This is a genomic window from Lentzea miocenica (genome assembly GCF_033949945.1).
Taxonomy (GTDB): domain Bacteria; phylum Actinomycetota; class Actinomycetes; order Mycobacteriales; family Pseudonocardiaceae; genus Lentzea; species Lentzea miocenica.
In genome coordinates, this window is sequence record NZ_JAXAVW010000022.1 from 142,577 (window position 1) to 163,880 (window position 21,304).

Annotated in this window: 20 protein-coding genes and 1 riboswitch; of the genes, 5 read left to right on the forward strand and 15 right to left on the reverse strand. The window is 69.7% G+C overall.

Annotated elements, in window-relative coordinates; translation table 11 throughout:
- Positions 1–84 precede the first annotated feature (84 nt).
- Both SK803_RS26445 and SK803_RS26450 read left to right on the forward strand, forming a co-directional pair.
- Positions 85–1,629 carry a DEAD/DEAH box helicase gene (locus SK803_RS26445; RefSeq protein ID WP_319968795.1) on the forward strand — a complete coding sequence of 515 codons (1,545 nt, stop codon included), beginning with the start codon at positions 85–87 and terminating at the stop codon, positions 1,627–1,629.
- Between the two features lie 74 nt (positions 1,630–1,703).
- Positions 1,704–2,531, forward strand: coding sequence for an MFS transporter (locus tag SK803_RS26450; RefSeq protein WP_319968796.1), 828 nt, complete (start codon positions 1,704–1,706; stop codon positions 2,529–2,531).
- Positions 2,532–2,824: 293 nt separating this feature from the next.
- Here the strand turns inward: SK803_RS26450 and SK803_RS26455 are convergent, their stop codons facing one another.
- From SK803_RS26455 to SK803_RS26510, 12 genes are all read right to left on the reverse strand, one after another.
- Positions 2,825–3,739: an RICIN domain-containing protein gene (locus SK803_RS26455; RefSeq protein WP_319968797.1), complete on the reverse strand. Its 915-nt coding sequence runs from the start codon at positions 3,737–3,739 to the stop codon at positions 2,825–2,827.
- Positions 3,740–3,821: 82 nt separating this feature from the next.
- Entirely contained in the window at positions 3,822–5,030 is a 1,209-nt protein-coding gene (gene cobA, locus SK803_RS26460) for a uroporphyrinogen-III C-methyltransferase (RefSeq protein WP_319968798.1), read from the reverse strand.
- A gap of 51 nt (positions 5,031–5,081) precedes the next feature.
- Entirely contained in the window at positions 5,082–5,795 is a 714-nt protein-coding gene (locus SK803_RS26465) for a PIG-L deacetylase family protein (protein WP_319968799.1), read from the reverse strand.
- Positions 5,796–5,846: 51 nt separating this feature from the next.
- Positions 5,847–6,623: a S1 family peptidase gene (locus SK803_RS26470; RefSeq protein WP_319968800.1), complete on the reverse strand. Its 777-nt coding sequence runs from the start codon at positions 6,621–6,623 to the stop codon at positions 5,847–5,849.
- Between the two features lie 124 nt (positions 6,624–6,747).
- The gene (locus tag SK803_RS26475; protein WP_319968801.1) at positions 6,748–8,118 is read right to left on the reverse strand and encodes a M4 family metallopeptidase; all 1,371 of its coding nucleotides are present in this window, start codon (positions 8,116–8,118) and stop codon (positions 6,748–6,750) included.
- A gap of 100 nt (positions 8,119–8,218) precedes the next feature.
- On the reverse strand, positions 8,219–9,475 hold the full coding sequence (locus SK803_RS26480) for a cobalamin biosynthesis protein (protein WP_319968802.1): 1,257 nt from the start codon (positions 9,473–9,475) through the stop codon (positions 8,219–8,221).
- Between the two features lie 43 nt (positions 9,476–9,518).
- Positions 9,519–10,340, reverse strand: coding sequence for a hypothetical protein (locus SK803_RS26485; RefSeq protein ID WP_319968803.1), 822 nt, complete (start codon positions 10,338–10,340; stop codon positions 9,519–9,521).
- 11 nt (positions 10,341–10,351) lie between these two features.
- Positions 10,352–11,395 (reverse strand): cobalt-precorrin-4/precorrin-4 C(11)-methyltransferase, encoded by a 1,044-nt coding sequence (locus SK803_RS26490; RefSeq protein WP_319968804.1) that lies wholly within the window; start codon positions 11,393–11,395, stop codon positions 10,352–10,354.
- A gap of 31 nt (positions 11,396–11,426) precedes the next feature.
- Positions 11,427–12,806 (reverse strand): cobyrinate a,c-diamide synthase, encoded by a 1,380-nt coding sequence (locus tag SK803_RS26495; protein ID WP_319968805.1) that lies wholly within the window; start codon positions 12,804–12,806, stop codon positions 11,427–11,429.
- Positions 12,807–12,810: 4 nt separating this feature from the next.
- Positions 12,811–13,425: a cob(I)yrinic acid a,c-diamide adenosyltransferase gene (gene cobO / locus SK803_RS26500; protein WP_319968806.1), complete on the reverse strand. Its 615-nt coding sequence runs from the start codon at positions 13,423–13,425 to the stop codon at positions 12,811–12,813.
- 10 nt (positions 13,426–13,435) lie between these two features.
- Positions 13,436–15,340 carry a putative cobaltochelatase gene (locus SK803_RS26505; protein WP_319968807.1) on the reverse strand — a complete coding sequence of 635 codons (1,905 nt, stop codon included), beginning with the start codon at positions 15,338–15,340 and terminating at the stop codon, positions 13,436–13,438.
- A 38-nt stretch (positions 15,341–15,378) separates the two neighbouring features.
- Positions 15,379–15,508: riboswitch (cobalamin riboswitch) on the reverse strand.
- Between the two features lie 38 nt (positions 15,509–15,546).
- A complete protein-coding gene (locus tag SK803_RS26510) occupies positions 15,547–16,506 on the reverse strand; it encodes a threonine aldolase family protein (RefSeq protein ID WP_319968808.1) in 960 nt (319 codons plus the stop codon).
- A 168-nt stretch (positions 16,507–16,674) separates the two neighbouring features.
- Here SK803_RS26510 and SK803_RS26515 point away from each other — a divergent pair, with 168 nt between their 5' ends.
- Complete coding sequence (locus SK803_RS26515) at positions 16,675–17,103, forward strand: zinc-binding dehydrogenase (protein WP_319968809.1); 429 nt, start codon at positions 16,675–16,677, stop codon at positions 17,101–17,103.
- On the opposite strand, the gene SK803_RS26520 is transcribed toward SK803_RS26515, so the two are convergent.
- A complete protein-coding gene (locus SK803_RS26520) occupies positions 17,087–18,148 on the reverse strand; it encodes a cytochrome P450 family protein (RefSeq protein ID WP_319968810.1) in 1,062 nt (353 codons plus the stop codon). The two genes, SK803_RS26515 and SK803_RS26520, sit on opposite strands and share 17 nt — an antisense overlap.
- A 43-nt stretch (positions 18,149–18,191) precedes the next feature.
- On the opposite strand from SK803_RS26520, the gene SK803_RS26525 reads away from it, so the two are divergent.
- A complete protein-coding gene (locus SK803_RS26525; protein WP_319968811.1) occupies positions 18,192–19,385 on the forward strand; it encodes an 8-amino-7-oxononanoate synthase in 1,194 nt (397 codons plus the stop codon).
- Here SK803_RS26525 and SK803_RS26530 read toward each other — a convergent pair.
- Both SK803_RS26530 and SK803_RS26535 read right to left on the reverse strand, forming a co-directional pair.
- Positions 19,339–19,797 carry a GNAT family N-acetyltransferase gene (locus SK803_RS26530; RefSeq protein ID WP_319968812.1) on the reverse strand — a complete coding sequence of 153 codons (459 nt, stop codon included), beginning with the start codon at positions 19,795–19,797 and terminating at the stop codon, positions 19,339–19,341. The genes SK803_RS26525 and SK803_RS26530 overlap by 47 nt on opposite strands.
- Before the next feature lie 13 nt (positions 19,798–19,810).
- Positions 19,811–20,545, reverse strand: coding sequence for a serine protease (locus SK803_RS26535; protein ID WP_319968813.1), 735 nt, complete (start codon positions 20,543–20,545; stop codon positions 19,811–19,813).
- Between the two features lie 148 nt (positions 20,546–20,693).
- On the opposite strand from SK803_RS26535, the gene SK803_RS26540 reads away from it, so the two are divergent.
- Complete coding sequence (locus SK803_RS26540) at positions 20,694–21,302, forward strand: LysE family translocator (RefSeq protein WP_319968814.1); 609 nt, start codon at positions 20,694–20,696, stop codon at positions 21,300–21,302.
- Positions 21,303–21,304 lie beyond the last annotated feature (2 nt).

Below are 21,304 nucleotides of genomic sequence, written 5' to 3' on the forward strand. Positions count from 1 at the left end.
GGGCCCGTCCTTGTGATCGGCACCGCGGTAGCGCGCGGGGCAGCCTCGAGACGTGCCATGTCCCGGAGGTTTGTTTTGCCATCAATGTCCGAAGGTCGTTCCGAGCGTGTACAGAGCCGCAGGTCACCGCGGCGCCGCTCGGGTCGCCAGGGCAATTCCTCGCGTCCGCAGCAGCGGGTCGAGGAACCGATCGTCGCCGAGGTCTTCGAGAGCACGCTGCCGGAAGGCCCGCTGCCCTCGTTCGCCGAACTCGGCTTGGCCGACGCGCTGATCCGCTCGCTCGTCGCCAACGAAATCACCGCGCCGTTCCCGATCCAGGCGGCCACCCTTCCCGACGCCATGTCCGGCCGTGACATCCTCGGCCGCGGCCAGACGGGCTCGGGCAAGACGCTCGCGTTCGGTCTCGCCATGCTGACCCGCCTCGCGACCGGCCGCTCGCAGCCGAACAAGCCGCGCGGCCTGATCCTCGTCCCGACCCGCGAGCTCGCGATGCAGGTGGAAACGGCGCTCATGCCGCACGCCCGCGCGCTGGGCCTGTGGTGCCGCGTCATCGTCGGTGGCACGTCGTTCCCGCGCCAGATCGATCACCTGCGCCGCGGCGTCGACCTGCTCATCGCCACGCCGGGCCGTCTGTCCGACCACGTCCGCCAGGGCACGTGCGACCTCGGCTCGGTCGAGATCACCGCGTTGGACGAGGCTGACCAGATGGCGGACATGGGCTTCATGCCCCAGGTCCGCGCGATCCTCGACCTCACCCCGCAGGACGGGCAGCGCCTGCTGTTCTCCGCGACGCTCGACGGCGACGTGGACAAGCTGGTCCGCCAGTACCTGCACAACCCGGTGACGCACTCGGTGGCCCCGGCCACCGCCAGCGTCACGACGATGGAGCACCACCTGCTGTTCGTCTCCGCCGAGGACAAGCAGAACGTGGTGAACGAGGTGGCCGCACGCGAGGGCCGCACGATCATGTTCGTGCGCACCAAGCACCACGTGGACCGCCTGGCCAAGAAGCTGCGTTCGATGGGCGTCAACGCCGGCGCGTTGCACGGCGGCAAGGCCCAGAGCGCTCGCACCCGAGTGCTCGGCGAGTTCCGCGAGGGCACCACGCCAGTCCTGATCGCCACCGACGTCGCCGCCCGCGGCATCCACGTCGATGACGTCTCGCTGGTCGTCCACGTCGACCCGCCGGCCGACCCGAAGGACTACCTGCACCGCGCAGGCCGCACCGCCCGCGCCGGCCAGTCCGGCACGGTCGTCACGCTGGTCACCCACGACCAGCGCCGCGCGGTCCAGGGCATGGCGGCACGAGCAGGCATCCGTCCCGAGAGCACGAAGGTGCGCCCCGGCGACGACGACCTGATCCGCATCACCGGCGCCCGCATCCCGAGCGGCGAGCCGATCATCGAACGCGAAAAGCCGGCCCGCCGCAGCGGCAGCGCCGGTGGCCGTCGCTTCGGCGCTCCGGCAGCCGGTGGCGGCCGCGGCGAGTACCGCGGTGGCTCCGGCCGTCGCACCGAGGGCGGCGAGTTCCGCGGTGGTCCGCGTCGCTCGGAGCGCTCCGAGGGCGGCCGCGGCTTCGGCCGGGCAGCGAGCAGCGCCGGGCGTCCGCGCCGGGCGCCGCAGCACTGATCTGATGTGACGTCGGAGGCCGCTTCCCCCTGGGGAGGCGGCCTTCGTCGTGTTCAGGTCACATAGGGTGCGGCATGGGGCGGAACTGGTACCTGCTGTGGAGCGGCAGCGCCATCTCGGCGCTCGGCGACGGAATCTTCCTCGCCGCACTCCCCCTGCTCGCCACGACCCTCACCCAGGATCCCAAGCTGATCGCCGGAGTCAGCTTCTTCGGCGCGCTCCCCTGGCTGCTCGCCGCACTCCCGGCAGGCGCGGCGGCCGACCGGTACGACGGGCGGCGTCTGCTCGTAGCAGCCCTTTGGGTGCAATGTGCGCTCATGGCCGTGCTGGCGGCCTTTCACAGCACGCACATCGCGTTCCTTTACGGCATGGCGTTTCTGATCGGCACCGCCGAGAACGTGCCGAGGGCCGTGGGCCAGCCGCTCATCAAGGCCACCGTCGAGAACCACCTGCTGGAGCGGGCGAACGGGCGGCTGTTCGCGTCGCAGGCGGTGGCGCTGCAGTTCGTGGGGCCGCCGCTGGGTGGGTTGTTGTTCGCGGTCGCGGTGCCGGCACCGTTCTGGGTCAACGCGCTGACGTTCGCCATCGCGGCGGTGCTGGTCACGAGGATGCGTACCGAACGCGAAGAGACACCGACCAGACCGAAGGTCGTCGAAGGTCTGCGATGGTTGATGAGGCACAAGGCGCTGCGAACAGTCACGTTGGTCAGCGCGACGACGAACTTGTGCATCGCGATGACGATGGCCACGCTCGTGTTGTTCGCCCAGCACAGGCTCGGGCTGACGAACGCCGGGTTCGGGGCGCTCCTCGCCACCCTCGCCTGCGGAGGTGTCGCGGGCGGGTTGCTCGCCGAGCGGCTGCTTGCCAGGTATCGCAACATGGTTACATCACCGTGGTGCTGATTCCGTTGATGTGGCTGGGATTGCCGCGATCTGTGCTCGGTCGCGCGATAGTTGTGACGTTCGCGGCGGTGAGTTCGTTCTGGACCGCGGGTCCGGGGGGCAAGGCGGCCGAGTTGTCCACAGATCGGTGAGCGGTGGGTTGACAGGCCTGCGGCATCGGTAAGTTGAGGTCAGTTGGGGTGTGGCGGTCTGCCCCCTGGGTGGGCGGGGCCTCTTGCAGGTCGGTTTGGTCGCGACGAGCGAAGGCCGCTCCCCGTTGCGTGGAGCGGCCTTCATCCGTTCTGGTCAGCGAATCACTTCTTGGTGGGTGCGGCCTTGAAGGTCCACTTGGCGGCGTCGCCGGAGCAGGACGCCGCTGTCACCTTGCCCGACGCGTCCCGGTAGCACTTGGTGTTGTGCTGCATGTCCGAGATGGTCTTGTTCGGGTTGATGGACCACTGCTGGGCCGGGCCGCCGTCGCACTTCTTCAGCAGCACCTTGCCCGAGGACAGCGTGGTGCACTGCTGAGGCGAGCCCTGCTCCATGAACGCGCCGTGGAACTTGAACTGCTGTGAGGCGGCGCCGTTGCAGGTGGCCGTCGTGAGCTGCGCGCCGGAGGAGCCGCCTTGCAGGCACTTGCCGGTCGAGACGTTCTTGTACTCGCCGTTGGTGGTCTTGGGCTTCGCGCCGCCGTAGCACTCGCCGGTCGAGGTGTTGAAGATCGGCGTCGAGTCCACGGTCAGGTTCGACGGCGGGTTGATGATGGTTTCCTCCATCACCGGTTTGCCGTCGGCGTGGTAGTTCGTCAGCGCGTCTTCGCAGTCGATGACGTTCATGGCGTTGCCGCCCTTGCCGCCCACCCACGCGTCGAAGTGCCACAGCTTCGGGCCGCCGTTGGGGCCGTTGCCGTTCCAGTCCTGCTCACAGGAGGAACAGGAGTCCTCCATGATGAAGTACTTCTTCACGCGCGGGAAATAGATCCTCGTGCCCGGCTTGGCTTCCTTGCTGGACGTCGCGAACGTGATCGGGTCCGACCAGGTGCCCTTGCCGCCGGCCGAATTGTGGATCTGCGGGTACGCGATGCCTCCGCCGGGCGGGGTGTTGTCGTACCAGCCGTAGAACGTCCAGAAGACCTGTTGTGACGCCGGGGCCGCGCTCACGGGAGACGAAGCGAACAAACCGGACATCATCAACACAATTGCTGCCGCCACAGACAAGGCGCGTTTCATGCATGCCTCCGCACAAACCGGTGGACTCAGGCGGCGTGAATGCAGAGTCCACCGGTCGGGCGGTTTTTGTAAAGGAACTTACCTAACTATTTGCGGAAGCAATACCGGCGACAGGGCCCACCACGATGATCGCCGGCGGACGAACTTCCCACGCCTTCACGTCCGCGCCCAGCGAGTCCAAAGTGGACCGGTAGACGCGCTGAGATGCCGTGCTGCCTTCCTGGATCACGGCGACGGGCGTCGTGCCGGGACGGCCTTCCATCAACGCCGTGGCGAACGCACCGGCGCGTTCGACCGCCATCATCAGCACAACGGTGCCCTGCAGTCGTGCGATTGCGGACCAGTCCACGAGAGAGCGCGGGTCGTCTGGTGCAACGTGGCCAGAGACGACGACCACCTCGTGTGCCACGCCTCGGTGCGTCACCGGCACACCGGCCAGAGCGGGCACGCCGAACGCCGACGTCACGCCTGGCACGACGGTGACCGGGATCCCGGCCTCCGCGCACGCCAGCAGCTCTTCGAAGCCGCGTCCGAACACGTACGGATCGCCGCCCTTCAACCGGACGACGAACTTCCCCTCCTTGGCGCGGTCGATCAACGTCTGGTTGATGAACTCCTGCGTGGCCGCACGGCCGTACGGGATCTTCGCCGCGTCCACGACCTCGACGTGCGCGGGCAGTTCCTCCAGCAGCTCGCGCGGGGCCAGCCGGTCCGCGACGACGACGTCCGCGTGGGCCAGCAAACGCTTGCCCTGCACGGTGATCAGCTCGGGGTCGCCGGGACCGCCACCCACCAGTGCCACGCCGACCGGCGGAGCGGCCTGGTCCGCGATGCGACCGTCGCGCAACGCCGCCACGAGGCCGTCGCGCACCGAAGCCGACCGGCGGTGCTCTCCGCCCGCCAGCACGCCGAGCACCATGCCGTCGTGCGTGCCGGTAGCCGGTGTCACGGCCGTGCCCTCAACGGCGATGTCCGCGCGCACGCAGAACACCCGCTGCGAAAGCGCTTCTTCGCCGATCTGCGTGTTCACCTCGACGTTCGACGTGCAGGCCACCACGTACCACGCGCCCTCGACGTCACCGGCTTCATAACGCCGCTGGTGCCAGGTCAACTCCCCGGCGTCGACCATGCCCTGGACCGCGGGCGTGACGGACGGCGACACGAGTTCGACGGCGGCGCCGGACGCGATCAGGCGGGGCAGGCGGCGCTGGGCGACCGTGCCTCCGCCGACCACGAGGACGCGCCGGCCCCGGAGATCGAGGCCGGCCAGGTAGTGCTGTTCAAGGGCCATGCGTAGAAGCATCCACACCGGACACGTCGTGTCCAGTTGAAGGGAACATGGTCACAGCCGCAACAGCTCGAACGACGTCGCCAGCCCGCCGCCGAACTGCTTTCCCACGGCCTCCGCCATCGACTTCAGGAACTGCTCGGGGTTGGCCATGTCGCCGCTCAGCGCCTCCAGATAGGCCTTGTGGGCGCGCAAAGACTCCACCGAAGCGGTGAACGAGTCAGTGATGTCCACGGCGTGCGTCGACAACGGCGAGGACGCCGCCAGCACGTACTTGACGCCTTCCCACTTCTCCAGCCCCAGGTCCGGGAAGATCCACCGGTTGCCCGCGTCCCGCACGGCGTCGACGGTGGCACGGCCGACGGCGATGTGGTCGGCCATGTTCAGGCCGCCACCGGGCCAGGTCTCGCGGTAGTTGCCCGTGATCACGACCTCGGGCCGGTAGCGGCGGATGGCGGCCGCGATGTCGCGGCGCAACGGCACGCCGTACTCGATGACGCCGTCGGGGTGGTCCAGGAACTCGACGTCGGTCACGCCGACGGCCGCGCAGGACGCGATCTGCTCCTCGACCCGCAACGGCCCGCAGACCTCGGGTTCCATCGAGTCGATGCCGGCCTCGCCACGGCACGCGAGCAGGTACGCGATCTTCTTGCCTTGAGCGGTCCAACGCGCGATGGCGCCCGCACCGCCGTATTCCATGTCATCAGGGTGAGCGACGACGACCAGCGCGCTCGACCAGTCCTCCGGCACAGCTTCTAGATCAGCCATGCGTGCAGGGTGCGCGCCGAGGCACGCACCCTGCAACAGACAGACGACGACTCAGAGCTGAGCGGTGATCACCGAGTAGTACGGCGCGATCCGGCCGTACACGCCGGGGTAGCCCGCGCCGGCACAGCCGCGGCCCCAGGACGTGTCACCGATGAGCTTGCCGCCGAAGACCAGCGGGCCACCGGAGTCGCCCTGGCAGGTGTCGACGCCGCCCTGCGGGAAGCCCGCGCACACCATCGAGGTGTTGCTGTACTGCGAGTACGCGGTCTTGCAGGTCGCGTCCGAGGTCAGCGGCACGTTGGCCTTGAGCAGGTACCGCGAGGCGGAACCGCCCGACGACGTGGTGCCCCAGCCGAGGATCAGCGCGGAGTTCCCGGCCGCGTAGAGCGCGGTGTCGGCCGGGGTGGCGAGCGGCAGCGTCGCCGAGTTGATGTTGCGGTCCAGCGTCAGCACGGCGACGTCGTAGCCGGCGGTCGCGGTGGTGTAGCTCGGGTGGATCCAGATCCTGGTCACGTTCGCGACCGTGCCCGCGGTGCTCTGCTTGTCGTCACGGCCGTGCACGACGCGCGTGCTGGCGGCCGTGCGGCCCTTCACGCAGTGCGCGGCGGTGACGACCTTGTTGGCCTTGGTGAGCGTGCCTCCGCAGAACTGCGATCCGGAGGTCGATGCCAGGTAGACCACCCACGGATAAGTCGAGGTGCTGGCTCGCGTGCCTCCGACGATCATCGGCGACACGTCGTCGGCGTTGGCCGCGGGGGCGATGAAGAAGATGCTCGCGAGCGCGGAAACCATGACGGACACGATCAGGCGATGCAGGGTTTTCGCCATGTTGCCAGTCCTTCCCGATGACGCTGTGTGTGCAGGGTGTCGAGCAGCGGCACACACAGCGTCACGGGCGGAGAATCAGCAGCACAACCGCCACTTGTCTGTTGCGGACGGTTTGACTTTTGACTCAGGCGATTCCACGTGCCGTGAACGCGGCCTGGACAGCAGCCGCGTCGGCGTCGCCGTAAAGCTTCTTGGCGGCGGCAACGGTCGCCGCGGCCGCGGCCGCGAACGTGGTGTCCGGAACGTACGAGAACTGGCCCTCGAGCACGATCCTGGCCGCCTTGTCCCTGCCGAACTTCTTGTAGACGTCGAACAGGGCGCGTGACCAGATCTGACCGTTGAAGTGCACGGAGTTGGTGCGGTCGGCGTAGGTCAGCTCAGTGTCGGTGCGGCGCAGGCAATGCGGCGTCTCGGTCGTGTAGAACGTCGCGTCCCAGTCCATGATGCACGCCAGCGGGGTCGTCGTGGTGTCCTTCGAGTCGGCGGAGGACATGATCAACGCCCACCAGTCGCCGAATCCCTCGCCGATCGAGCCCGACTCGAGGCCGGGCCCGAAGCCGGGCACCTGAGCGTCCTGGATCGCGTGACCGAGCTCGTGCCACACCACCTCGACGTCCTCCGCGTCGTCGACACCGCCGGTGCCGAACGTGATCTGGTCCTTGTTGGGGTCGTAGAACGAGTTGTCGTCCTTCAGGCCCAGCGTGGTGATCTTCTGCGCCTCGTTGTTGATGTTCGTGAAGCCCAGGCTCTGGATGTACTTATGCGCCTCTGTCACACCCCAGTAGGCGTTGACCTGCTCGAAGTAGTCGTTGGTGCGCGTGTAGTCGAACTGGTTGTTCTTGTTGTACGCGAGCTTGCTCTTGGCACCGGTCAGCTGCGCGTACGTGCCCTTGAGGTAGCCGGAACCGTCCAGATTGGACAGGGTGACCGACCTGTAGGCCGCGGCGGGCACGGCCGAGTCGGCGTCGTCGCCGTCCTTGAGGTTCTGGTTCTGCTGCGACACGACGGGGTTCGGGCTGAACACCTTGCCGGTGCCGTCCGCGTGCTTGACCAGGCTCTCGGACTTCACGACGGCACCGGACTCCGCGTGCACCAGCGTGCGTTCGGATCCCTTGCCGTTGTCGGAGATCACCTCGTAGACGAGGCCGGTGCCGGGCAGCACCTTGAGGTTCGCCCCTTCCGGCACACCGGCCGACTTGGCCTTGGCGTCCTCGGCGGTGACCGCGGGCGTGACGTCGACGGCGCCGACGGCGATCCGGCCGTCGTTCACGGTCTTCGCGCCGGTCGCCTTGTCGACGTGCTCGACGTAGTACGCGCCCAGCACGGGCTTTCCGTCGAAGGTCTGCTCGTACCAGGTGTGCGTGGCGGTCAGCGAGTCGCGGACGGTCAGGAGGCGCAGGCCCTCTTTCGGTGCCGCGGCTTGAGCGTTGACGCTCAGCAGGGACAGGACGACGCCGGCGGTGCAGGCGACAGCGACGAGACGACGCGATCTCATGTCGGTCTCCAGTGCTTCGGGCCCTGGGCAGGGGGGCCGTGTGCATGGCGACGCTAATCAAGAAAACTTCGGTGGAGACCCTACGAAAGAAGGAAAAACGTCAGCGGTCCCAAACTCCGGGAACAACAATCACGTCAGCTTCGACCGGAATGTCCACTGTTGGCCCAGCTCCGAAAGCGACGAACGCGACAGCCGCACCACGCGACGCCAAATCGCATGCGCCGTCGTGACGGACCTCGGTGCCGGAACGCAGCAGCGGCCCGACGGCGTCGATCGCCTCGGGCGTGCCGACGACGAACGCCGCGCGCCTGATCTCCGCCTCCGCACGGGGCGTGCGTTCCTCCGCCGAACCCGGTCCCAGCCCGACCAACGCGAGCCTGCCGCGCGGCAACACCCGTGCCGCGGCCACGGTCACGTTGTCGCGCTTGAACTTCTCGGCCGCGAGCTCGACCGGGGCCCCGTTGCCGAGGGTCTGCGCGCCACGCAACGCCGCTGCTTCCGCGACACTCGCGGTGCCCATCGAGTTGCGCACCACCGAACTCGGGTTCGGCACGCCGATCTCGGCCAGTTCCTCGGTCGGGAACGTCAGCAGCTCGGCGGTGTCGCCGTGCCAGAAACCCCAGTCCTCCACGGCGTCCACGATGCCGGGCTCGTCCGCTTTGGCGTCCGCCGTCGCGAACGCCTTGATGGCGCGCAGATCCAGGCCGCCCTGTGCGTCCAGTTCCGCCAGCGCCGCACCAACGCTCGTGGCCGACGAACCACGCGTCGAGCCCACCCCGACGACAAGCGTCCGCGGCACGATCCGCAGCACGTTGTCCTTGGTCGTGGCGGCCCGGTCGTCGACGACGATCATCCACGCCGCGTCCTCGCCCGCCGCGACGACGTTGGGCGGCAGCGCGGGCAACGGGAAGCCCAACGGGTTGCGCAGCACGACCTTCTCGCCCGCCTCGATGGCGGCGGCGCAGGCCGCGACGTCGCCGTCCGCGGTGGCGTCGAGCTGCTCGACGAGTTCGTCCAGCACCGAGTCGATCGACGGGCCGCCGGTCACCACGGCGGTGCGGTTCAGCAGGTCCGCGACGTGCCGGGCGAACGTGTCCGCGTCCCCCGCCAGTGCGACCACGAAGTGCTGGTCGACGCACACCACGGCGGGGTCGGACTGCTTGTCCCGCAACAGAGGCGCGATCAGCCGGACCGCGGCGCCCGCGTCCAGGAACAGCACCGCGGCGCCGATCCGCGGCCACAGCTGCAGCACGGCGGGCTTGACCGCGCCGTCCGGCACGACCGCGTCCGAGCCGAGCAGGCCGGCGAGGTCGGCGGCGTCGCCGCGCTGGTCAGAACCGGCGAAGACACCGATCACGACTGAACTCCCCGCAGCCGGCTGACGCCGGCCCCCGCAGCACTCACTTCTTGCTTCCCCACAACAAAGTCACCGGGACCGCGGGTGCGAATCCGGAGTCCAGCAGGCGGGAGGCGGTCCAGTGCACGCCCTCCACCTCGTATCCCGCAGCCTGCAGCGCGTCGCGGGCAGGCACGATCTCGTCCACCCGTTCCGTCGCGACGACAACGCGCCGGGCGGACACGGCCGCGCTCGCCTTGACCGCGGTGATGTCGCCGCGGCCGACGAACACCGCGTCCGGGCGCGGCAACGAGGGCGCGTCCAGCTCGGCTTCCTCCACCCGCACGTCGACGCCGTGCGCGGACGCGTTCGCGATGATCCGCACGCACTGCACGGGGTCGGGCTCGACCGCGATCACCGCGGCGCCCAGCCGGGCGCACTCCACGCCCACCGCGCCGGAGCCGGCCAGCACGTCCCACACCAGCACGCCGGGGCGCGGGGCGAGCCTGGCCAGCACGAACGCGCGGACCTCGGCGCCGAGGACGTGCGTGCGGCTCGCGAAGGAGTCGTCCGGCAGCGCCCAGCCGTCGTTCGACCGCAGGAACTCGTTGTCCGCCAGGCACAACACCGCGTCCGGCGCGGTCCAGCGGCGGGTCACCGCGTCGCGCGGGTCCACAGTGGTCAGTTCGCCGGCGTCCGACACCATCAGAATGCGCCGCCAGCCCGCGAGGCCCGCGCCGATCTCGGCGGGACCGACGCCCTCTGCCAGCTTGACGATCACGGCGGAGCGGGCGCGGCACACGTTCAGCGCGGGACGCAGGCCGTCCGCGGCGTCGACGAGCTCGACGGGACGGCCCGCTGCCTCCTGCAACGCCTGCACTGTCATGACTTCTGGCATCAGTTGCCGGCGGTGCGCTTGGGCTTACGGGCGGTCGGCTTCTTCTTCGGCGTGGACGTCGAAGCACGGACCGTCGGCGGCTTCGGCTTCTCGGCCGCCACCACGGTCAGCTTCGGCTTGGGCGCGGGCTCCTCGGCCGGCTTGCGGACCGACTGTTGTATTCCCTCGACCGCGGTCCACGCCGGGTTCGGCTCGGCGGTGGGAGTGGCGGGAGCGGCAGGCGCGGGAGTCGGGATGGGCTCGTCGACGCGCGTCGCGATGCGCGAGGCGGCACGGCGCGACCAGCGGGTCGGGCGGGCGGCGCGGATCGGCTCGTCCAGCGACGTGGTGGCCGACGTGGAGACGCGCCGGGTGGGCGTCTTCACCGCGGTGCCGACCAGGAACAGCGTCGGGCGGTACAGCTTGTGCTGCTTCACCACCGACTCCAGCTCGCCGACCGTGGTGTGCACGACCAGTTCGTCGGCCTGGCTCACCTTGTACGCGACGACGACCGGCGTCTCGGCCGAGTAGCCGCCCTGCAGCAGCTTCTCGACGAACTGACCGGTGCGCGCGCCCGAGACCGTCGCGGCCATCGTGGTCTGCAACGCGGCGAACTCGCGGACGAGCTCGCTGCTCTCCGGCGAGATCAGCACGGTCGACGACGCCTCGGTCAGGGTGAGCTCGCGGCCGATCTTGGCGGCCGCGGCGGCGACGACGGACACACCCGGCACGACCTCGACCTCGAGGCCGAGCCGCACGCACAGGTCGTGCTGCTCCTGCACACCACCACCGGTCGCGGCGTCGCCCGCGTGCAGGCGCACGACCGTCTGACGTGAAGCAGCGGCACGGCGGTACAGGTCCGTGATCTCCTCGGGCGTCACACGCGAGAAGTCGACGAGTTCGGCGTCGGCGCGTGCGTGCTCGCGGACGCACTCGGCGTCGACGGCACTGGGAGCCCAGATGACGACGTCGGCGTCCGCGATGCGGCGCGCGCCTCGGAGAGTGATGAGGTCGGCGGCACCGGGACCGGCGCCGACGAAGGAGACCCGACCGGTCGTCGTCACGACAGCTCCACAGGGGGTTTCGGGGAGAGGCTTAAGCGAAGACCGTACCGTCTGCCACTCCGGCCACGAACGGGTGGCAGGCCCGCACGAAACGGGCCACCGCCTCCGGATCACCGGCCGGGTGCGTGTGGAGGTACGACGCGTGCACCCCACCTGCCACGAAACCTTCCGCGACGGGCCGGGAATCGACGCCGCGCCAATGCCACGCCGGCGGGTTCGAGTGCGGTGTGGACAGCTGGGTCCGGTGGAACTCGTGGCCGGTCACGCGGCTGCCGGGCGGGTGCAGCGGCGACGACGTGGCGGCGACCGCGTCCCGATAACCCAAGGTCAACTTCGGCGTCATGAACCCCTCGGCGTCGAGCACGCCGCACATCGGGTGCCCGTCCAGTGATCTTGCGAGGTACAGCAACCCACCGCACTCGGCGTGCACCGGCGCACCCGATCGAGCGAACCGCGCGACCGCTTCGCGCAACTTCGCGTTGGCCGACAAAGCTTCCGCGTGCTGCTCGGGGAATCCGCCGGGCAACACCAGACCGGAGGTCCCCTCCGGCAGGTCCTCGTCGTTGAGCGGATCGACGACCGCGACGGCCGCGCCCGCCGCCTTCAGCACCTCGACGTGCTCGGCGTAGCCGAACGTGAAAGCCGCTCCACCAGCCACCGCGACCAGCGGTTCGTCAGCCACCGCCTCGACCTGCGGTTCCCACGCGGCCACCGCCATCGCGGGCACCGACGACGCCAGCCTGCGCACCGCGTCAAGATCGACGTGCTTCGCCACCGCGGCGGCGATCGCGTCGACGGCGGCGACGGCCTCCGACCCGTGCTCCGCGGCCGTCACGAGCCCCAAGTGCCGTGAGGGCAAGGAGAACTGCGGATCACGCGGCAACACGCCCAGCACGTCGAGACCGACCTCGTCGCACGCGGATCTCAGCACCTGCTCGTGCCGTTCCGACCCGACCTGGTTGAGGATCACGCCACCGAGCCGGACCGTCGGGTCGTAGCCGCGGAACCCGTGCAGCAGCGCCGCGAGTGATCGGCTTTGCCCCCGTGCGTCCACCACGAACAGCACGGGCGCGTTGATCAGCTTCGCCACGTGCGCGGTCGAGCCGACGCCCGCGGTGTCGACCCGTCCGTCGAACAGGCCCATCACGCCCTCGACCACCGCGATGTCACAGCCCTTGGAGCCGTGCGCGAACAGGCCGGGAATCCGGTGCTCGCCGACCATGACCGGGTCGAGGTTGCGGCCAGGACGGGCCGTGGCCAGCGAGTGGTAGCCGGGGTCGATGTAGTCGGGCCCCACCTTGAACGGCGCGACCCGCGACCCGGCCCGGCGCAACGCCGCCATCAGGCCCGTCGCCACCGTGGTCTTGCCGCTGCCGGAGGCGGGGGCCGCGACGACCAGCCTGTTCACCATCTGGTCACCACTCGATCCCCCGCTGGCCCTTCTGCCCGGCGTCCATCGGGTGCTTGACCTTGGTCATCTCCACGACGAGGTCGGCGGCGGCGATCAGCTTGTCCGGCGCGTACCGGCCGGTGATCACGACGTGCTGGTGACCTGGCCGGTTGACCAGCGTGTCGACCACCTCGTCGACGTCGATCCAGCCCCAGTGCAGCGGGTAGGTGAACTCGTCGAGGACGTAGAAGCCGTGGCGTTCGGACCGCAGACGGCGCGAGATCTCCTGCCAGCCCTCAAGGGCGGCAGTGGCGTGGTCGTCCTCGGTGCCCTGCTTGCGGGTCCAGGACCAGCCCTCGCCCATCTTGTGCCACTCGACCGCGCCGCCCTCGCCGGTCTCGTCGTGCAGCCGGCCGAGCGCCTTGAACGCGGACTCCTCGCCCACCTTCCACTTGGCGGACTTCACGAACTGGAACACGCCGATGTCCCAGCCCTGGTTCCAGCCGCGCAGCGCCATGCCGAACGCCGACGTCGACTTCCCCTTCATCTCACCGGTGTGCAGCATCAGCAACGGCCGGTTGCGGCGCTGGCGGGTGGTCAGGCCGTCCTTCGGCACCTCGGTTGGTTGTCCTTGAGGCACTGGATTCTCCTTATGCGGCCCGGACGACGCCGGCGAGGTGGTCGGCGCTGAGCTGGTCGAGACGGACGCAGGTGCCCTGCAGGGCTTCGGCGATCTTCTGCGCGAGGCCGAGCCTGATGTGGCCCTGTTCGCAGTCCACGACCACGACGGCGGTCTGTTCGAGCAGGCCGGCGGCCTTCAGGGCGTCCTTCATCGGGTCGCCGCCGAGGCCGGACGAGGTCGCGCGGCCGTCGGTCAGCAACACCACGAGCGGGCGCTTCCGCGGGTCGCGCAGCCGTTCGATCTCCAGGACGCGGTGGGCCTTCAGCAGTCCGTCCGCGAGCGGGGTCCTGCCGCCGGTGCGCATCTTCTTCAGGCGGGTGGCCGCCGCGTCGACGGAAGTCGTCGGGGGCAAAGCGACTTCGGCCTGGTTGCCGCGGAACGTCACCACGCCGACCTTGTCCCGGCGCTGGTAGGCGTCGCGCAGCAGCGAGACGACCGCGCCGCTGACGGCCGACATCCGCTGCCGTGCCGCCATCGAGCCAGAGGCGTCGACGACGAACAGGACGAGGTTCGACTCCTTGCCCTCCCTGACCGCCTTGCGGAGATCTCCCGCGGTGAGCAGGAGTCCGGGGCCGCTGCGGCCGCGCGCCTGCTGGTGCGGTGCCGCGTTGGTGAGCGTGTCGACGAGATGCAGGCCGTTGCCGTCCACTTTGGACGAACGCACGATCCGGCCGGTCCGGGCACGGGCCCTGGAACGCTTGCCCGGTGCGCCTTCGCCGACTCCTGGCACCTCCAGCAGCCGCGCCTTGAACGCGGGTGCGGGTTCCGGTGCGGGACGGTCCCGCGGCGCGTTTCCGTTGCCCGCCGGGCCTTCCTGCGGTTCGGGCAGTTCACCACCGCCGGGGCCGTCGTCGTCCGGGCCCTCTTCCGGTTCTTCCGCGTGCTCGGCGGCCTGGCGCATGGCGTCCTCGAGCTGCTGTTCCTCGATGCCGGGCTCGTCGAACGGGTCGCGGCGGCGCCGGTGCGGCAGGGCGAGCCTGACCGCGACCTCGACGTCGGTCTCCTCGACCTGCCGGGCACCTCGCCAGGCGGCGTGCGCGGTGGCGGCACGGGCGACGACGAGGTCCGCGCGCATGCCGTCGACCTCGAACGCCGCGCAGACAGCGGCGATCCGGCGCAGTTCACCGTCCGGAAGGGACACGGCCTTGAGGTTCTCGCGGGCGTGCTCGATCTGCCGCTTCAGCGCGGCGTCCTCTTCCGCCCACTTCGCCGCGAACGGCACGGGGTCGGCCTCGTAGGCGAGCCGGCGCCGGATCACCTCGGTGCGGACGCCGACGTCGCGGGCCGCCTTCACCGCCACGGTCAGCCCGAACCGGTCGAGCAGCTGCGGCCGCAGCTCGCCCTCCTCCGGGTTCATGGTGCCGACCAGCAGGAACTGGGACGGGTGCGAGATCGACACGCCTTCGCGTTCGACGTGCGCGCGCCCCATCGCGGCGGCGTCCAGCAGCAGGTCGACCAGGTGGTCGTGCAGCAGGTTGACCTCGTCGACGTAGAGCACGCCCCGGTGCGCCGCGGCGAGCAGACCGGGCTGGAACGCCCGCACGCCCTCGGTCAGCGCCTTCTCCAGGTCGAGCGAGCCCACCAGCCGGTCCTCAGTGGCGCCCACAGGCAGTTCGACCAGCTTGGCCGGACGGCGTTCAACACTCTCGTGCGGCGCGTCGGGGCAGTCGGTGCTGCCGGGCACACAGCCGAAACGGCAGCCCTGCGAGACGTCGAGTTCCGGCAGCAGCGCGGCCAGGGCACGCACGATCGTCGACTTCGCGGTGCCCTTCTCGCCACGCACGAGAACACCACCGATGCCGGGGTGCACGGCGTTCAACAGGAGGGCCAGCCGGAGGTCGTCATGTCCGACGACAGCCGAAAAGGGGAACATGCTCGGCGAAGTCCTTCCTCGGGTGTCCACGCCCGCGGTCGGTGATCAAGAGGGGGACGAGTTCCTGACTCCCGGCTTCTCCTTGAGACCGGTCACAGTCGCGGGACGGCGCCGGATTCGCACCGGCTTCCTCGCACTCCCCTCACAGCCCCGGCATCGTCGCATTTCGCACCCGCGCGACCAACAGCCAGGTGAGCGATGTCGCCCTAGATCAGGCTCTGGAACTCCGCCCAGGCCTCCCGGACCTCGTCGGCGGTCCACTCCAGCGCGGGCGCGGCCACGGTGATCTCGGTCTTCGCGAGCGTGCCGTCCCGCCAGAACGAGCCGAGGAACTCGCCACTCGCCTCGGTCAGCTTCTTCGGGTCACCCGGCAGGTGCAGCGCGAACTGGTGGGTGTGCGGCTCCGGCAGGCCCATCGCCGCGGCCACGACCTTGGCGTGCTCGACGTAGCCGCCGAGCTTCGGGAGCACCGTGTCCAGCCCGTGCATCGCGGACAGCGCCGCCGGCCACTGCTGGAACAGCATGCCGCCGTACCGGTGCCGCCAGACCCGTGCCTGGTCGATGAAGTCCTGGCTGCCCGCGAGCGCCGCGCCCGACATGCCCTCCAGCGACTTGTAGAACGAGACGTACACCGAGTCGAACAGGCCCGCGATCTCGGTCAGAGGCTTGCCCAGGCCGTACGTGCTCTCCCACAGCCGCGCGCCGTCGAGGTGCACGACCGCGTCCCGTTCGCGGGCCTGGTCCACCAGCGTGGTCAGCTCGTCCCAGGTCGGCAGGACGAACCCGGCCTCGCGGTCCGGCACCTCGAGCAGCAGCGTCCCGTACGGCTCAGGACAGGTGGCCACCTCGGAGTTCGGCACCTTGATCGGACGCAGGCCGGACAGCACGGTCAGCGCGTCGTCCTCGTGGTTGAGCGGGTGCGCCTGCGGGTGCATCGCGACGATCGGGTTGTGCGTGCGGTCGGCCCAGCACTTCAGCGCGATCTGCTGCGCCATCGTCCCGGTCGGCACGAACAACGCGGCCTCGGTGCCCAGCAGTTGCGCGACCCGCTCCTCCAGCGCGCCCACCGGGCCGCCGTCGCCGTAGCGGTCGGGCTCGACGTCCGGCACCGGGCCGAGCTCTTCGAGCAGGGTGCGCTTCGTGACTCCGGAGAGCTGGCGGTTCAACACCCCAGCATCAAACCTCAGCCGCGAGCGTGTCGGCGAGCGAGATAACGCCCGCCCGGACGTCATAGGCGGTCATGCGCCGCTCGAGCAGGAATGCGATGTGTTCTCCCCTCAACACGGCGAGCAGGGCGTGTGCTTGGTGGAGGACGATCCGGACCGGCAGTCCGGTTGGACACCGCGGACGCTGAGGGACTGGCGGTCCGTTCGACCGTGCCGGCGATATGGACCGGTAGTCCGATTCACGGCATCGAGATCCGGACCGGCGGTCGCGAAGCGCTGGCGCTGCAGGGCACCACCGCGTTCGAGTCCATCGGCGGCGCCGTCGGGAAGCGGGCGTTCGAACTGCTCAAGGACGGTGTGGGGCGCATGGTCGTGTTCGGGTTCGCGAGCGGTGAGCCGTTGGACGTGTCGGCGAGCGACGTCTTCCGCAAGGGTGTCGCGGTCATGGGGCTCCCTCGCGACGTGACGCCGGAAGAGGTGTTCAGCCACCACCTCAAGCCGGTGCTCGGCGAGGTCTACCAGCTCGAAGAGATCGCCGAAGCGCACCGAGCACTCGAAGCTCGGACCACGCAGGGCAAGCTCATCGCGCGACCGTGACCGACCTGGGCGCGCGGAACGACAGCAGGTTGAGCCACTCCGGATCGTCACCGGCCAGGCGCAACGACGGCTCGTGCTCCGCCACGGTCCGCAGGGTCACCGCGGCCTCCAACCGCGCCAGCCCGGCGCCGAGGCAGAAGTGGCGGCCATAGCCGAACGCGAGGTGGCGAGGGTCGCTCTCCTTGCCGCTCAACAACAACACGAGCTCGGCACCGGCAGGGACGCGCACACCGGACAGCACGACCTCACGGGCAGTCAGCCGCCGCCAGGTCACCACGGGCGTGTCGGTCCGCAGCACGTCCTCCACGAACGACTCAGCGACACCGGGCAACGGCAAGCGAGCCCACAACGCGCGGTCTTGCAACGCGCGACGCAACGCCGTGGACAACAACTGAGTCGTCGTCTCCTGGCCCGCGATCAGCAGGAAGTAGCAGAGCCCGGCGGAGTCCTCGGCGGACACGCCGGCGTCGGCCAGCGCGCAGAACAGCTCGCCGTCCCCGGCGTGGTAGCGCTTGATCAGCCACTGGTGGAAGTCGCCGACGTCGTCGACCAGTTCCAGCTGACGTTCGCGGGAGATGTTGCCCCAGAAGAACTCCAGCGATCCGGAGCTCCACCGTTTGAGCGTCGGGATGTCGACGTTCTCCAGGCCGAGCAGGTCCATCAGCACGATCGCCGGCAGGTCCCACGCGAGTGAGTGCACGAGATCCGTGCCACCCAGCCGTTCCAAAACGAGCTCCCGGATGCGAGGCTCCGCGGCGGCGACACGAACCGGCGTGAAGAACGACGCGACGAGTTTCCGCAGGCCGGCGTGCGACGAGGACCCGTTGTTCGCGAGCGTCGGCGGCAACGAGAAGCGGGCCCTCACCAGGGTGCGCAGCGCGGCGGGTACGACCGGAGTGACGGCGGTCAGGGCGTTGTCGGGCAGGAAAGTGACCGGATCGGCCAGGACGGCGCGCACGTCGTCGTAGTCCGACACCACCCAGCGGCCGTCGCAGAACTGCACCGGCGAGGTGAGTTCGGCACGCGTGAAGGTGAACAGGTCCACAAGCGGCACGCTAGTCGGCGGATGGGAGACTCAGTCGGTGACCGTGAGCACAACTGAGGCGATTTCCAGTGGTGGTGAGTCGACGTTCGACTGGATCGACGTCCGCTCTGAAGCGCGCGCCAAGGCGGGTCTGACCAGGCGGCTGCGGCCGCGCACGGCGGACTCGACGGACCTCGACCTCGCCAGCAACGACTACATGGGCCTCGCCAAGGACAAGCGCGTGGCGGGTGCCGCGGCCGCCGCCACGCTCAAGTGGGGCGTGGGGTCCACGGGATCGCGCCTGGTCACGGGTTCTACGGAGCTGCACGCCGAGCTGGAGTACGAGCTCGCGAACTTCTGCGGGTCGCAGTCGGCGCTGGTGTTCAGCAGCGGGTACATGGCGAACCTGGGCGCGCTCACGGCGCTCACCGGCCCCGGCACCGCGATCGTCGCGGATCAGCACATCCACGCCTCGCTGATCGACGGCACGCGCCTGTCCAAAGCGGACGTCGTGGTCGCCGGTCACTGCGACGTCGGCCAGGTCCGGCACGCGCTGGAGACCCGCGGCAAGCGGCGCGCGATCGTCGTCACGGACTCGGTCTTCAGCGTCGACGGCGACATCGCTCCGCTCAACGAACTGCACGAGGCCTGCCGCGCGACCGGTGCGGCGTTGGTCGTCGACGACGCGCACGGACTCGGTGTCGTCGGGCCCGGCGGCCGCGGAGCCGTGGCCGAGGCCGGCCTGATCAAGGCGCCGGACGTGATCACCACGCTGACGCTGAGCAAGTCGCTCGGCGCGCAGGGCGGCGCGGTGCTCGGCCCGAGCCGGGTGATCAAGCACCTGATCGACACCGCGCGCACGTTCATCTTCGACACCGGTCTCGCGCCGAGCAGCGCGGCGGCGTCGCTGGCCGCGATCAAGATCCTGCGCGAGGAGCCGGACCGTCCCGAGCGGGCGCTGACCGTGGCGCACGACCTGAGCAACCGTCTGAAGGAAGCCGGTTTCCAGGCGAGCACGCCGACCGCCGCCGTCGTGAGCGTGCGGGCACCGTCACCGGAGCAGGCGTTCCAGTGGGCCGAGAACTGCCGCACCAACGGCGTGATCGTCGGCTGCTTCCGGCCGCCGTCGGTGCCGGACCAGATCAGCAGACTGCGGCTCACCGCGCGCGCCGATCTGACCGAGGCCGACATCGAGCGCGCGGTGCGCGTGATCAGGGAGTGCGCCACATCCGCAGGTGTGGAATCCCGTCCTCGATGAACTCTTCCCCTTCGGGCACGAAACCGAACGACGCGTAGAAGTCCACGACGTAGGTCTGCGCGTCGAGCACGCACGGCGTGCTACCGACGTCTGCCAGAGCGGCCTGCACGAGTCTGCGGCTGAACCCACGTCCGCGCGCCATCCGTGAGGTGACGACACGTCCGATCCGCAGCGTGCCGTCAGGCTCCTCCAGCAGCCGCAGGTACGCGAGCGGGTCGTGCGATCCGTCAGCCTCCAGCCAAAAGTGCCGCGTCCCGTGTTCGAGGTCACGGCCGTCCACATCGCAGTAGACGCTGTTCTGCTCGACGACGAACACGTCCTGACGCAGTCGCAGGATCGCGTAGAGCTGGGAGGGGCTCAGATCGAGTCCCCACTGGCGGCGCAGGGTGGCCGGAAACGGTGTGGTTCGCACCGAACCTTGGATATCAGAAGCCCAGTACCGACCGGTAGTGAGCGAGCCGGGTGTAGACACCAGGTTCATCGGGGCGCGCACAACCGCGGCCGAACGACACCACGCCCGCGAGCCTGCCCTTCACGACCAGCGGCCCGCCAGAGTCACCCGTGCACGCGTCACGTCCCCCGCGCCCGGCGCACAACATCGCGCCAGGCCGGTAGTCCGGCTCCTTCAGCGCGCACTCCGCGTCGGACAGGATCGGCACCGTCACCTTGCGCAGCGTCATGGACGGCGGGGTGCCCTCTGCGGTGCGGCCCCAGCCGAGCACGACACCGTCGTCACCGACCTCGCCGAGCGCGATCGTCCGGTACGGCAGCGAGCGGGCGAGCGTCAGCACGGCCACGTCGTCGCCCTTCGTGACCTCCTGGTAGTCGGGGTGCCGCCACACGCTCGCGACGGCGGCCTCGACGCCGTCGTCCTTGACGCGCAGGTCCGTGCGCCCCGCGACCACGCGCAACTGCTCGGCCGGACGCTGGTTCTTGCCGAGCACGCCCTTCAACGTCGCGCAGTGCGCCGCCGTCATGACCTTGTCCGGGGCGACGAGCGCGCCACCGCAGATCAGCTGACCGTCCGTGGTGGTGATCGCCACAACCCACGGGGTGTCCGACACCCGCGCGGGTGTCCCCCCGACGATCGCATCGGCCGTCGACGCACCGCTGACCAGCGCGATCACCGCTACCAGCACGGCAAGCCGCTTACCCCTCACGGACCACTCCTCGTTGCGCCAGGTGGACGATTGGTCACCAACCGTAGCGATCGCGCTAAGGCGACGTCAAAACCGGAGATTCTCGTGTTAGTGTCGCGTCAGGCCGAAGATTTTACGGTCAGTGGTGTAGCTCACGGGGGTATGTACGGTGTTGTTCGACTTCGGCCAGGTTCCGGCCTTTCTCATCGCGTGCGCGGTCGTCATCGTGACCCCCGGTGTTGACGCGTTCCTGTTGCTCCGCACGTCACTGCGCTCCGGCACCCGCGCCGGCCTGCTGGCACTCGCGGGCATCCACTCGGCCGCCGCGGTACAGGTGGCGCTGGTGATCTCCGGCCTCGGCGTGGTGCTCGCGCAGTACCCGATGGTGCTCACGGCGCTGCGCTGGATCGGTGCCGCCTACCTGCTCTACCTCGCGATTTCCATCGCACGCGGGCTGATCAAGCGCTCCGGCGGCGAGCCGGAGGAGGTCATGAGCAACCGGCCGTTCCGGCAGGGCTTCCTGACCAACATCACCAACCCGAAGATGATCCTGTTCTCGCTCGCGTTCCTGCCGCAGTTCATCGGATCGGGTGAACCGGCGCCTCAGCTCGCGATGCTCGCGGTGGTGTTCCTCGGACTCGCCGCGGTGTGGGAGCTGATGATCGTGCTGGCGGCGTCGCGGGTGGCCGGGCGGTTGAAGCGGCCCGGCGTGACGACGGCGCTGGACGCGGTGTGCGCGGCGGTGTTCCTCACGATGTCCGTGGGCCTCGTGCTCTGAGG